Annotated in this window: 15 protein-coding genes and 1 tRNA gene; 10 read left to right on the top strand and 6 right to left on the bottom strand. The window is 40.4% G+C overall.

Translation table 11 applies throughout. The features are described 5' to 3' along the window. The first annotated feature begins 6 nt into the window (after positions 1-6). The 7 genes from GGD38_RS12175 to GGD38_RS12145 all read left to right on the top strand — a co-directional run bounded on the left by GGD38_RS12175 (position 7) and on the right by GGD38_RS12145 (position 4,905). Positions 7-864 (top strand): hypothetical protein, encoded by an 858-nt coding sequence (locus tag GGD38_RS12175; RefSeq protein ID WP_375300575.1) that lies wholly within the window; start codon positions 7-9, stop codon positions 862-864. Next, positions 857-1,411, top strand: coding sequence for a hypothetical protein (locus GGD38_RS12170; RefSeq protein ID WP_375300576.1), 555 nt, complete (start codon positions 857-859; stop codon positions 1,409-1,411). Before GGD38_RS12175 ends, GGD38_RS12170 begins: the two co-directional genes overlap by 8 nt. Positions 1,412-1,444: 33 nt before the next feature. Continuing rightward, positions 1,445-1,690 (top strand): hypothetical protein, encoded by a 246-nt coding sequence (locus GGD38_RS12165; RefSeq protein ID WP_375300577.1) that lies wholly within the window; start codon positions 1,445-1,447, stop codon positions 1,688-1,690. 385 nt (positions 1,691-2,075) lie between these two features. Beyond that, a complete protein-coding gene (locus GGD38_RS12160) occupies positions 2,076-2,543 on the top strand; it encodes a hypothetical protein (RefSeq protein ID WP_375300578.1) in 468 nt (155 codons plus the stop codon). Next, on the top strand, positions 2,540-2,917 hold the full coding sequence (locus tag GGD38_RS12155; protein WP_375300579.1) for a mCpol domain-containing protein: 378 nt from the start codon (positions 2,540-2,542) through the stop codon (positions 2,915-2,917). The genes GGD38_RS12160 and GGD38_RS12155 overlap by 4 nt, the downstream gene beginning before the upstream one ends. Before the next feature lie 259 nt (positions 2,918-3,176). Further along, the gene (locus tag GGD38_RS12150; protein ID WP_375300580.1) at positions 3,177-4,208 is read left to right on the top strand and encodes a hypothetical protein; all 1,032 of its coding nucleotides are present in this window, start codon (positions 3,177-3,179) and stop codon (positions 4,206-4,208) included. Between the two features lie 52 nt (positions 4,209-4,260). Beyond that, positions 4,261-4,905 carry a hypothetical protein gene (locus tag GGD38_RS12145; protein ID WP_375300581.1) on the top strand — a complete coding sequence of 215 codons (645 nt, stop codon included), beginning with the start codon at positions 4,261-4,263 and terminating at the stop codon, positions 4,903-4,905. Positions 4,906-4,966: 61 nt separating this feature from the next. Here GGD38_RS12145 and GGD38_RS12140 read toward each other — a convergent pair whose 3' ends face one another. The 3 genes from GGD38_RS12140 to GGD38_RS12130 all read right to left on the bottom strand — a co-directional run bounded on the left by GGD38_RS12140 (position 4,967) and on the right by GGD38_RS12130 (position 7,557). After that, complete coding sequence (locus GGD38_RS12140; RefSeq protein WP_375300582.1) at positions 4,967-6,076, bottom strand: site-specific integrase; 1,110 nt, start codon at positions 6,074-6,076, stop codon at positions 4,967-4,969. A gap of 446 nt (positions 6,077-6,522) precedes the next feature. Next, positions 6,523-6,609 (bottom strand) — tRNA-Leu (locus GGD38_RS12135). A 183-nt stretch (positions 6,610-6,792) separates the two neighbouring features. Next, positions 6,793-7,557 carry a zeta toxin family protein gene (locus GGD38_RS12130; protein WP_375300583.1) on the bottom strand — a complete coding sequence of 255 codons (765 nt, stop codon included), beginning with the start codon at positions 7,555-7,557 and terminating at the stop codon, positions 6,793-6,795. Between the two features lie 108 nt (positions 7,558-7,665). On the opposite strand from GGD38_RS12130, the gene GGD38_RS12125 reads away from it, so the two are divergent. After that, positions 7,666-8,865, top strand: coding sequence for a hypothetical protein (locus GGD38_RS12125; protein WP_375303821.1), 1,200 nt, complete (start codon positions 7,666-7,668; stop codon positions 8,863-8,865). Between the two features lie 323 nt (positions 8,866-9,188). Here the strand turns inward: GGD38_RS12125 and GGD38_RS12120 are convergent, their stop codons facing one another. Continuing rightward, positions 9,189-9,836, bottom strand: coding sequence for an HAD family hydrolase (locus GGD38_RS12120; protein ID WP_375300586.1), 648 nt, complete (start codon positions 9,834-9,836; stop codon positions 9,189-9,191). A gap of 90 nt (positions 9,837-9,926) precedes the next feature. Here GGD38_RS12120 and GGD38_RS12115 point away from each other — a divergent pair, with 90 nt between their 5' ends. Further along, positions 9,927-11,063 carry an SMI1/KNR4 family protein gene (locus GGD38_RS12115; RefSeq protein ID WP_375300587.1) on the top strand — a complete coding sequence of 379 codons (1,137 nt, stop codon included), beginning with the start codon at positions 9,927-9,929 and terminating at the stop codon, positions 11,061-11,063. A 3-nt stretch (positions 11,064-11,066) separates the two neighbouring features. Beyond that, positions 11,067-12,053 carry a glycoside hydrolase family 43 protein gene (locus GGD38_RS12110; RefSeq protein WP_375300588.1) on the top strand — a complete coding sequence of 329 codons (987 nt, stop codon included), beginning with the start codon at positions 11,067-11,069 and terminating at the stop codon, positions 12,051-12,053. On the opposite strand, the gene GGD38_RS12105 is transcribed toward GGD38_RS12110, so the two are convergent. Together GGD38_RS12105 and GGD38_RS12100 are read right to left on the bottom strand one after the other, a co-directional pair. Continuing rightward, the gene (locus tag GGD38_RS12105) at positions 12,031-12,555 is read right to left on the bottom strand and encodes a hypothetical protein (RefSeq protein WP_375300589.1); all 525 of its coding nucleotides are present in this window, start codon (positions 12,553-12,555) and stop codon (positions 12,031-12,033) included. The genes GGD38_RS12110 and GGD38_RS12105 overlap by 23 nt on opposite strands. A 118-nt stretch (positions 12,556-12,673) precedes the next feature. Then, the gene (locus tag GGD38_RS12100) at positions 12,674-13,132 is read right to left on the bottom strand and encodes a hypothetical protein (protein ID WP_375300590.1); all 459 of its coding nucleotides are present in this window, start codon (positions 13,130-13,132) and stop codon (positions 12,674-12,676) included. Between the last annotated feature and the right edge of the window lie 5 nt (positions 13,133-13,137).

The following is a 13,137-nucleotide window of genomic DNA, read 5'->3' as shown; positions in this document are numbered from 1 at the left end:
AACCTTATGTTTACCATTGAGAATTATTTCGACGGCATACGTCACATTGATTTTTCCAAGTACCCCGAAGCTATACAAAAGGGGCATGAGTTTGTATTAAAAATTACAAGCAACGGAGCTAACTGGGATAACTACCATGCAAGTAACGCCATTAAGAAAACGGTAGATATTTACCTGTCGAAGCTGAATGCCTTTGTCAATGGTAATACTACCGGCAAGCAGGAAAAGAAAAGAAAGATAGCAGCGCCCCAAAAGCATATTCCCAAAGAAAAAGAACCTGAACAGCCGGGCACGCCAATAAACCTGGTTGAACGAATACCGGAAGAATTGCGGTTTATAAAGCGATTTGTGAACCTTGATGGAAAAACAAAAACCAAAGAAGAATTGTTGCGGTTCATAAATTCATTACAAAAGGCCATCCTGGAAAAGCGAATCCGCAAAACGTCCACTTGGGCCGAACAGATCGTTTATATACAGGAAAGTCTTATCCAGGTGTACAACACCATGAAGCAAAAAATTAAAATTGAACTCAAACCGGAAACAAGGGATAAGTTCAGGCAACTGGCCGGCGATGAAAAAGTGTTGCCATCTATTGGTTTTATAAAACGGTACATTGGCTTAAACGGTAAAACAGGCATAAAAGAAAAAGCCCGTAAACTATTAGATCAGATCAACAAGACAATGGACAAGGGTAAGATCACCGATTACGACCGGTATATATCAGAAATACATACCATCAAAAAGAACCTGAAGGCGTTCATTTCTCACAAGGCAGAAAAGACACTGGAAATTGAAAAGGCCGAATTAAACGGATTGCAAGGCATTTTAGGTTGCAACTGCCAGCAGCTAAACGGTAATGAATAGTGTTGATTTTACAAAACTGGAGTTTGATACGATAGGCTTAACCGGTAAATGGCGGGAACTAATAGGTGACCCTTCCCGAAACTTTACGGCAATGGTATTCGGCAAACCCAAGATGGGCAAGTCGTACCTATGTATTGATTTTGCCGGATACCTGGCCCGCTATCATGGAAAGGTTTTGTATGTAGCGAATGAAGAAGGGCTGGATATGACCTTGCAAAAGAAGTTGCAGGATAAACGTGTGGTACACCCCAATCTTTTTGTTGCATCCGTATTGCCAGCCTCATTAGCCATGTACGATTTTATTTTCCTGGATAGCGTAAATAAGCTCGATCTATCGCCCGGCGATCTGAACAGGCTCAAACAAGCCAACCCCTCAAAATCATTCATATTCATTTTTCAAACAACCAAAGACGGCAAGTTCCGAGGAACCAACACCTTCCAGCATGATGTGGATGTAGTGATTGAGATACCGGAAAAAGGAAAGGCTGTACAATTTGGCCGGTTCAACCAGGGCGGGGAAATGGATATTTTCGCTGCTGCGTTATAGATACACTATTGTAAATGCTTTAAAACCAATCCTATGATAAAGCGTGAAGAATTAATTGCCATGCGGGCAATAGCATTATGTTTCAAACCGTTTTTGAAGCCGGAAGAAGCATGTATTTACACCAATTTAGGGAGAACCCAGTTCGTAAAGAAATGTGAGGCGTTTGGGGTTTATAAAAATAATAACGGTTACTACAAACGAGAAGAAATTGATAAGATGTTGGCTGGGGAGGATATCTCATTAAAGGAACCTGTAATTCGAACGATTAAAAAAACGTGAAAAACACCCATTTTCAGTTAATTAAATATTGGTAAAATAACCCTGAAATCAAATACACTTTATAATGAGGAGCTGAATGGAAATATTCCCATTTCGTATTTGTGCCGTAACAATGAAAAAGGCGAATATTAAAACATTGACTATCAACAATGATTCTTTACAAATAGAAGTGGTTACGGCACATATTTATGCGTTAGGCACAATTCTAAACTACCCAACAATAAACAATAAACCTAGTGAAAAAAAGCACTCTTGAAAGAATTTTAAAAGTCACAGTAATACTTACGGTGATAGCAATTTTAGTATTTCAACTAATTGGAATAAATATTTTTACAAAGGCTGGAGTAATAAAAATTCCAACTTTGATTAGCTTAGTTGTGCTTTTTTGGATTTCTATATTAGCATTGGCTGGAAATGGCCGTTGTTTAAGTATATTGTATATCAAGAAAATATTAACGGTACGTGGCTTGGGACTTATTCCTCAACCGACTTTACGACTGAACAAAAGTATAGTGGCGAAATTGCCATAGTGATTCGCCAATCTTTTTTAAGGATAGATGTGAAATCATTGACTATTAACTACATTAATTATTCCTTTGGAGAGGCTTTTACACATGATTCAAAAAGCGATTCAAATCAATTGATTTATTTGTACTCTCAAAGTCAGTTCAATCCCGCTGATGACACAATAAGAAAAGGGACATCTGAGTTGATGTTACATTTCAATGTTAACCAAAAAGAATTTTTTGGAGACTTTTGGACCAACCATAACTCTAAAGGAAATTTAAATTTAAAAAAAGTAACAAGTAAGCATGCCAAATCATTTTTAGAAGCTAAGAAATTTGTAAAATGAAATACATATACATAGACGGGGATAACATTGGATTAAAGATTGAACAAAGTTTTTTGAATAACGATGAAGAGAAACTTAGTATAACTAATTTAGAAGTAATAAACGCCGTATCTCAAATTTCTTCCTATTTGGGGAACAAAAAACAACAAATAATATTTGCAGGAGCTGACGGAATAATAGCGAAAGGACAAGAATTGGAAATATGTGAGTTGCTTCAATTTGTTCGAAATGTTCAACCTAGCCTTACTTTTTCGATTGGTATTGGAGTTAATTTGAAAGACTGTTACATGGCATTAAGATATGCGAAATCCTTTGGTAAAAATATCGCCGTCGACCATTCAGACAAATCCGGCTTCATAGTAATTGAGAAATAAGAACTGTGCCTAACAACTAAGGTTTGCCGCAAGGCTGGCGGACGGAATAACAATCGGCAGTTGTACTTCTATCAGCTAATATCGGGCTTGACCGAATACTATTCGTCTTTTAGTTGTTAACTTCAACATCAGTAATTTTAATCGGCTTCAGTTGCCGGGCAGACAGTTATAAAATATCAGCCCTGCGGCAAGCCTCGAACGTTGTGCGGTATGCTTGTGGACATTACATTCTTCGATAATTATCTAATAAATAAATCCATTGAAAGAGAGGCAAAAAGAACATTTCAAACATTTGAAAGAAGAAGAAGTTAAAAAATTGACGCAAAGTGTCGACTTGATTAATTCATTTAAGCAGCAATGTGAAAAAAAAGGAATTGTTTTAACAGACCAAAATTTTAAATACGTTCAGACTATAGGAATTGTTGCTTGCTATCCAAATCTTGTTGAGCATTTATGTACTGATTTTTCAAAAGACAAAGAGGGATTAGTTGACTTTGCTCTATTAAATAACAAATTTCAGAGACAGCCTTTTGCTAAAGGCTTTTTGTATAGTGACAAATACATGTTAATGGCTCATCCTTATTTTAGGCGGGGATTTCATGAAAACAGCAACTTTGCACCAAGATTCATAGAATTATTTTGGAGCTTTAACGACCCTAATATTGACTCTTATATTTCACTTGATTACAATAGGGTTCGTATAAATGTTGACAATTCTGCCTACATGGAATTTGATACATGGTATGGTGCTCAATTTACAAATGACATAAGTAAAATATCAGATGGTGTAAGCAAACTAAAGCCGCCCCCAGACTTAGATGACTTTACCAATTCATTTCTTTTCGCCGATGCTTATTCCTTAGATATAAAATGGGAGACAAAAAATGGCATTAAATCCTTTCAGGCAGAAGAATTCAAAACAGACAAAGAAAAATTAACCAAGGATGGAAAAGAATATTTCCCAGTAAGGTATATTCATGCTGAGTTCGATACAACAAAAAATACATTTCGACATTTCGATGGAGCAATTCATCTTTATACACAAGAAGAATATTATGACAGAAGAGATTCTGACTTCAATTACAATGCTAAAAATAGTCTCAAAATAAAAACTGCTTCGGAAAAATTATTTAAAATGAACGGAACTGTTAGTGTTGAAAATTGGATTAAATTCTCAAGTCATTTTCTAACAGGAAACCCTTTATTAATTGAATACTTTGAAGGGAAATATCCTGACAATGTTTCAGAAATTTTAGAAGCCTTACGTAAAGCAAAGGAAAATGGAGCATAAAGACCTGCTCGTTACCAGCAACCCTAACAGACAACGTTAAACAGAAACAACAATGGCAATATTTACACCACGAGGACTAAAAATAAGATTAGCTACTGACTTAGCTTTTACATATATCGCCAGGCTACAACCGACATTTACAGCGTTCCAAGTATTAAAAACGGTTGAAGGAATTGAATTAATTCCTAGTACTTTTGCATTTATAACTGGACTATATCTTTTCCTTAATAACTACTCCCCGACAGACATCGCAATTTATGTGGGCGTTGGTGCCGTAATTGGTGGGTTGATTACGACTTTTGGACTTTACGTAATTCCGTTTATGGTTCGGTTTATTACGGGACTAAGCTATCTACACGGTTTCGGAATTTTCACTATAGGAATAATAATATCAGGTTTGCTAACAATAGGCTGGAAAGGAGTAGTATTCTACTTCATCGGAAGATACACTGCTTCGTTTATTCTCTTTATCATAGACACTTGGCAAATGAAAATGGCACACAAGAAAACCGGCTTTGCACTGACAGCAAGTGAAAGGAATTTCTTTAACTCATACAGACTACACGCATCTCGTATTGGTGTGACAACAAGTTTAGAATTAGAGAACGGAGAACTTGAAAGTGAAAAATGGAAACTACCATATATGATGTTAGAACAAAAGTGGCCGAAAGTTACAGCTCGGTTTACAGACAACTAAAATAGACAAAGTGAATTTTTATTGGAAAGGGCTGTCTTGATTTAGAAGACAGCCCTTTTGCTTATTTGCCTATGTTTAAGAAATACGGCGCCTGCTCCGGCGATGGTAGCTGACTAATGGTTTCCGTCTGATCCTTCGGGCGATGCCTTTTATACGTTTTCCTCACCTGATCTGTGGTAGTATGCCCCATAAGGTAAGCCACGGTCGCATCATCTACATTTTTATCCTGCAACAGTATCGAAAAGCTCAACCGTGCGCATGACCAGGTAATGTACTTGTCAATGCCGGCTGATTTTACCCAAGCATCCAGTATCTTATTAGCGCCGTCTGCAGTTGGTAGTGAAAACACTTCCGGGTTCTGGATCTTGACCGCTTCCAGCTTTGCTTTTTGTTTTTCAATGGTGGCTTTTGCAATTGGATGCAGCGTCAACGTTACCGGCTGGCCGGTTTTCGCCTGGATGATCCGGGTAGTAAGAACATTACCCCTAATATCTTTCCATCCCAGCTGTTTTACATCTACCCAACGCAGACCGGTATAACAGCAAAAAAGGAAAGCCGCCTTTACTTCTTCATTTAAGCAGGGAGTAGTGAGCAGTTTCAGATATTCATCCACCTCCAGGTTCTCCTTTAATTTACTGCTGGGGTTTGATTTTGAATTTACCTTTTCGGTAGGGTTCTTCTGAAAATACCCATCGCTTTCCGCTGCGCTCACTGCCCATTTGAACCGGGAATAATAATTACCGGGTGTTTCCCCTGTATACTTGTCTAATAGGAACTGCCGAAATCGCTTACAGAAGTTTTCGGTAATGTCAATGGGCGCAATGAAATCACGTTTTATAAATAGCTTAAACTGCGCCAGGCTATTAGCCAAATGCCGGTTCCCTTTACGAGCGTTCAGCTTTACATATTCCTCATAATACTCCAGGAAGTTAGCTTTGAACTTATGAGCAGGAATAAACGCACTGCCAATCGCCTGCTGGTCAATTGTTGCCTGGCTTTTTTTAACCTCCAGCAGTTTTAAAGCCTCTTTGTTATGATTCTTTTGAATCTGATCTTTTGGATTGGTATAAATGAAAATACCGGTAGATGGTCGTTGACCTGGGCCACGACCATAGTCATACAGGAAATAGATTTTATCGCCCTTTTTGTTTGGTCTTTCAAGGATATTCATAGGATTGCGATTTTAAAGGTGATAGAATCGTGGTTCAATGAATATGCCGAATACCCCGCGTGTGTCAGAAGCTGTGCCTGATTTGACACACGGTAATGAGTAGCGGTAAAATGTGATGAAAAATGAACGAAAAAATTTTCTTTAAAACTCGCTGTAACTATTGTCAGTACTGACATTTCAGCGGATTGACTACTGTCAAAAGTGTGTGTCAAACCGTGTGTCAAAAAAGGTGGAGGAAGCGTGTGCCTGAAGGTCGCTTTTGGCGTGTTTTGCAGTTTTCGTTGTGCCTGACCGAAATGGTGTGCCGGTCGTGTTCCTGCGGTTGTGCGTGTCATTGAGTGTGTCAATTATGTGTCAGAAATAGTGGTAGAAAGCGTGAAAAACGACACATATTTGACATACAGGAAATAAAAAAGCCCTGTAAATCAATGACTTACAGGGCTAAATGGTGCCCAGGACTGGATTCGAACCAGCACACCCTTGCGAGCGCTGCGACCTGAACACAGTGCGTCTACCAATTTCGCCACCTGGGCATTTCAAATCTATTATAAAAATAGAAAGAACTTATTGATTTCCGAACCTTTTCGCCTCATTTTCAGTGGCTTGTTTTTGAATTCGGGTTGCAAAGATAACCGTAAATGTCAATTGACCAAAAAAAAGTAATAATATTTTAAAAAAAATGCGCGCTATGGGTTTCTAACCAGGCGGTTGCAGCTTCACTTTGGATAATTTTGAACCTCATGAAGCAGATCTTTGGCGGGAACCGATCTTACCTGCCCGTCTTTATCCTCTATCACCAGCTCTTCATCATTGTTTGCACTGGTTTCAACAAGCTTTCTCATCGCTTTTTTCAAACCATATAAAAGCTTTTCGGAAAATTCATCAAGGTAAACTGTTTTATCTTCCATAACATTTCGTTGATTTAAAAATGCATTCCAAACTTCGGAATTTAAAATCATGTTATCATCAGTCATAGCCCCCTTTGCAATAATGGTGGGCCCTACATTCATATTATCAAATACGGTCCACTTGTCAACGATAGGTATATATAAGTTCAGCAAATTTGCTATTCCTCTGTAATACCGGCGTTCTACAACCTCATCAGGAATATGATGTCCGCCCTGGCTCACTCTTTTAGCCACACGTTGTTTGGCAAAATCAGGCGACCTCAACCAAAAGGAAAGCAATGTAATTTTATATCCATTTATTCTGGCTTTCTTTATGAATGATACATAGCTTCGGGTGCTTAAGGTTGTTTCAAAAGCAAAATCTTCTTTATCCTCCACTAGCCGTTGAATTCTTTGCAGCATTATACGCCCGGCTTCAAAGGCCACACTTTCCACATTAAACGGAGAAAGCCCCGCTGCAATACTATCTGCATTTACAAACTCCTTACATTTTAAAATTTCAGGAAGGATCGTAAAACTGGCTGTTGTTTTGCCTGCGCCATTGCAACCGGCTATTATGTACAAACTCGGCATCAAAAATGCTTTTTCTAACCATGAATATACTAATCATCTCCACACCTAACCAAAGTCAATCTTTCTTTTATACAATCCTGTAATTTTACCTTCGCTTAAGCATACATAATGAAATATTTTATCGTTTTGGTTCTCGTCATACATTGTATTGGCTGTACCCAACCGGTTATTAAAGCCGGGCCGGCAGTGCAAATTGATAATATGCCTGGTCAATGCCCATACCTTACCAAAGATGAAAATGGCAATACGGCTATCAGTTGGGTGCGTATGATCAATGATAGTACGTCTGCATTTTGTTATGCCATTAGTAAAGATGGAAGATCATTTGGTGCGCCTGTTGTAATTCCGGGTAGCGGTAATATTCAACCTCATGGGGAGAATCTTCCCAAGATCATCTTTAAGCCATCGCATGAGATCATTGCCTTATGGGGCGCCGCTAATCCAAATCCTAAGAATAAATACTCCGGACTGATATTTTATGTGCAGTCTTTTGATGAAGGTAAAAGCTGGACGGCCCCAAAAACGCTGGTGACCGATACGGCGAGTTATGATCAGCGTTATTATGATATTGCCTTATTGCCCAACGGTGAAGCAGGCATCATCTGGCTCGATAATAGAAAAACGGTAACAAAGGAAGGGTCGGGGTTATATTTTGCAACTACCAATGGTAAAAATGGTTTTGAGAACGCGCGCTTAATAAGCCAGCCTTGTTGCCAGTGCTGCCGTACCGATCTTTTTGTTGACAAAAAAGAAAATGTGCATGTGTTGTACCGTGGCATCATTCAGGACAGTATTCGCGATATGGTGCATATTGTATCTACCAACAAAGGACAGTCGTTTAGCGCTCCCGAAAGAATTAGTAATGATAACTGGGTTATTAGTGGTTGTCCGCATACCGGCCCGGCCTTGACGGAGAATGCCGATGGCCTTCACTTCGCCTGGTTTACCGGTGGAAAAAAGCATGGTTGTTTTTATACCAGATCAACCGATAATGGCGCCACGTTTATAATGCAGGATAGTGTAAGCGCAGCTGGTTCGCACCCACAGCTTACGTCGCTTACTAATGGCAATGTGGTAATTGTTTGGGATGAATCTATGACGATCGGTAATAAACCTGGTAAAAAGATCGGTATCCAGGTAAGAAATAAAGAGGGGAGAAGTGAGTTGAGAACATACCTTACCGATGATAATACATTGGCAAGCTACCCGGTATTGTCGCCATTAAATGAGCATACATCTATTGTTGCTTACACCGCTAAGAGTGGTGATAAGCCATTTGTTTCTTATCAGTTGGTTGATATTAAGTAAGGCTATATTCTTCACTTTGCAGTAATGATCCTGATCATTGTTGGCACGCGGCGATGCGTTGCTGTGATGCTATGACGTTTTGTAGACGCGTTTGCTGAGATCGCAGTGCTGTTACGACCTCATCCCGCGCCGTTTGGTGACGTCGCAGGCTTGCAATAATAAGCTCCCGCGCTGTTACGTCACGTCGCAGTGACGGGGCGTGGTCGGAAACGCGTTGATACAACTTCTTGCCGCGCCGTTAACCGACGTTGCGCTCACACTTCCTAACAACGCTGCAATGCGTCGCAGCAAGCCTGCAACGCCGGGAAAACAACAAACAACGTTTATATACTGGTTAACAACCAACCCGAAAACCCGTTGATGGAATAAAACAACTTATCCGGATTTAGCCGCTGCAACTTTTCAGGTTCGGCAGTGCCGGCCCAGGCAGCAGCAATAACAGGTATTCCTGCCTTTCTGCTGGCTATAATATCGCTGGGCGCATCACCTACATAAATTACTTCCTCTTTGTTTATACCTGTTAGCCCGTCTAAAATAAGTTGTATGCCTTCGGCTTTTCTGGCTCCTTTGGGCGAACCGGTTTCAATAGCCTCAAAATAATGGGTAAGCTCAAAGTGTTTTAACGAAATAAATGTACTGTGTTTGCCCTTGCCCGTTACCATGGCAATTCGAATGCCTTTCTCCTGTAAAGCTTGCAGCAGTTCTTTCATACCCTCAAATGGCACCGGGCACATACCATGTAAATTTTCATAAAAATGCAGGTAATCGGCAACGCCTTTATCATAATGATCGGGAGCAAGCGCCATAATGGTACCTTCTTCCGAAGGGCCAAAGGTGGCAATAATTTCTGCGTCGGAAACTGACCGGTTTATAAGCGGTTCCACCGATTGGCGAAATGCCTGTATGCAAAGCGGCAACGTATCGGCTAAAGTTCCATCAAGGTCAAAGATTACAGCTTTAATTCTTTTCATTCTTATTCTGGTATGATTATTCCGGGACTTTGCTAATTTAACGATCTTATTTCCGAAAGCTTTGCTAAAACTATATTTTTGTTTATACCTATGAGTAAAATGATCGATGCGATCCGCAACTTTGAAAATGACACCAATGACCGGGGCTTGCTTATTGAGTTTACCGAACCTATGGCTATGGAGCAAATAAGAGCCGTAGAGGAAAAATTTGACTTTACATTTCCCGAGGAATATTCCACATTCATTTCTACTTATGGTTTGATGGGGTTTAGAAATGTAAACACAGACCGAACGATGTGCGATATGCTTGCCCCCTGGGAAATTGCAGAAGATATGGAGTTTGTGCTCGATGCCGAAGGAGAATGGAGTGGTAATGTGGTCGTATTTCAAAAGTTCGATCTGCCCGACCGGTTCGATTTTTACGCTTTTCGAAAAAACGGCAATACTGTTGACGTTGTTTCGTATTTCGACGATGGCGCTGAGGTAAGAATGGTGGCCACAACTTTTGCTGAACATATCGAAATGCTGGTTAAGAGTATGGGCGATGGATCGTACCGCAATAAATACACGCCGCATCTGCCATACGATAAAGACGCTTTTGACGCAGCTGAACAACAAAAGGCTAACCAGGCAGCTATGCTGGCCACCTTTCAGCAGGCGGGGCAGTTCTTTAAAAAGTACAACAATAAAGAAAGTTTGCTAAAGGCGGTTGAACTGTACAATGAGGTACTTACCTGGTTTACCTCGGGCAAGGTGGCAGACGATCACGTTTTTCTAAACACCCATTACCTGAAATCCAGGGCTTATGTTTACCTTAAAGCCTACTGCAGTCAGCACTATACCCCAAATGAATTGAATGAGCTTAGGAAGCTGATCGTTGATCAATCGCGGTATACGCTTTCCCTGGTTCCGGTCGCAACCGAATTACCCTATTACAAAGATATTATAAGAGCGTGCTGTAACTCCGTTGCCTGGAATATGGCCGAAGCGGCTACTGGTACCAATGAGTTAGAACAGGCGCTTAATAGCTTACAGCAAGGCCTTACCCTTATTGAAATACCAGACCATTATTTTCTATACGATACACAGGTAAGGATACTTTTAAAACTGGAACGGAAGGAAGATGCATATGTGATCGTAAAGACGGTATTGACGCAATTGCCCGATTTTGGCGATTTTCAGGATATTAAACAAGATGCAGATTACAAAACCTGGCTACAAAATTAGATCATGAAAAAACTATTATATCCCACATTGTTCTTAGCCATCATTGGCGGAACCGGAAAGGCGCAACAAAACAGCCACAAACAGACCTCTGGCAATCCCGTTTTCCCAGGTTGGTATGCCGACCCTGAGGGGGCCATCTTCAACAAACAATATTGGATCTATCCAACCTATTCGGCGCCTTATAACCAACAGGTGTTTATGGATGCCTTTTCGTCGAAAGACCTGGTAAACTGGACGAAACACGAACGCATTATTGATACCGCCGCCATTAAATGGGCAAAGCGGGCCATGTGGGCGCCGGCTATTGTTCATAAAGACGGCAGGTACTTTTTGTTCTTTGCCGCCAATGATATTCAAAACGAACAACAGCCCGGCGGTATTGGCGTAGCGGTAGCCGGCAAACCCGAAGGGCCGTTCAAAGACTACCTGGGTAAACCCCTGCTCGATAAAATTGTGAACAAGGCCCAACCCATCGATCAGTTTGTGTTTAAGGATAAAGACGGGCAGTATTACATGATCTATGGCGGTTGGGGGCATTGCAACATCACTAAACTAAAAGCCGATTTTACGGGCTTTATGCCGTTTGAGGATGGCAGCACTTTTCGCGAAATAACACCTAAGGGTTATGTAGAAGGGCCCATTATGTTTATGCGTAACAATAAATATTATTTTATGTGGAGCGAGGGTGGCTGGACGGGCCCCGATTACCGCGTAGCCTATGCCATTGGCGATTCACCGTTTGGCCCATTTGAGCGTATTGGCACCGTGCTGCAACAGGATGCGGCCGTGGCAACCGGCGCCGGCCACCATTCGGTGCTTCAATATCCCAATAGCAATGAATGGTATATTGTTTACCATCGCCGTCCGTTAGGCGAAACAGATGGCAACCATCGCGTAACCTGTATTGAAAAAATGGAGTTTGATGAAAAAGGTTTCATTAAACCGGTGAAAATAACTTTTGAGGGGGTTAGTAAGAAGATGTTGAAGTAGGTTTGTTTTTTCTGCGACTTCTTTCATAATAAAATATGGGTAGTTTTCTATGTTCCACAGGAATATGCGAATTGATAATGTCTACAATTTTTTTAGCTGTAGTATCTGGTGCATTATGTAGGTTGAATACCATTTTCTTTTCATCAGTATCTATACGAATACTGATGGCAACACCGCTCATGATTAGGAGATTGGCTTTATCAATAACTGAGTCTTTGATTGGGTTAATAAGATTTTTTATTGAATCAATTGCTGATGGCCTGAAATCACCCTTTAACAACGTGTCTCTTTTGATTTCTGTTTGGTCTGGCATTCGCCAAACTTCTTCTGATGTATAAACGAATTTTGTTCCCTTTATCCTGAAGATCGGTTGCATTTTCCACATGTTAGACCCAAACCCAATGCATACATACTCCAGTGTAAAATTTATGTCTGGTTGCGGGATCGGTTGTTTTGGTAAGTTAAAAACAAAGAGCAATAAATAAAGCAGAGTTAGTTTCATTACAGTTTGGGATAAGGACCAAAGTTATTTATTGGTATTAATCCTAACTGTTAAAGATCTCATTAAAAAAGCCTTCCCCGCGAACAGGAAAGGCTTTTTTATAACATAGTGTAAGTAATTACTGACACGCTATTTCCTGCAATACTATTGAAGAACCAAAATTGAGGGATGTAATATCTTTGAATTTCATAGCGCCATTCTCCTCAACAGATTCGCCATAACCTTCAACATACGTATTGCCCACTTTTTTGAATGCCACCTGCCTGATCGACTTTGTTCCTTCCGAATTAAAGGTATAATCAGCCACCAGGATATCTCCCCTCATAACGCCCTGAATAGTTCCCATGTTCCTGTCTTTCTCCTTAAATAAATAAACCAGCGATCCGGAATAAGAATCCCCCAGGTGTACCAGTTTCAGGGAAACCGTGTCGCCCTGGCTTGCATACTGATAACACGTCATAGGGATCTCTTCTTTTGCCTTCTCCTGCGTGTTGGATTGTTTCTCTGTTTTTTCAGGTTGTGAGCCGCATGAAGTTAATAGCGCCAGTGCAATAATAATAAAGCTCGTCGTTTTCATATTTT

Source organism: Niastella sp. OAS944 (assembly GCA_024809215.1).
Taxonomy (GTDB): Bacteria; Bacteroidota; Bacteroidia; order Chitinophagales; family Chitinophagaceae; genus Niastella.
Note: the sequence above shows the minus strand (reverse complement) of the source record. Positions and strands in the feature narration are given on the sequence as shown.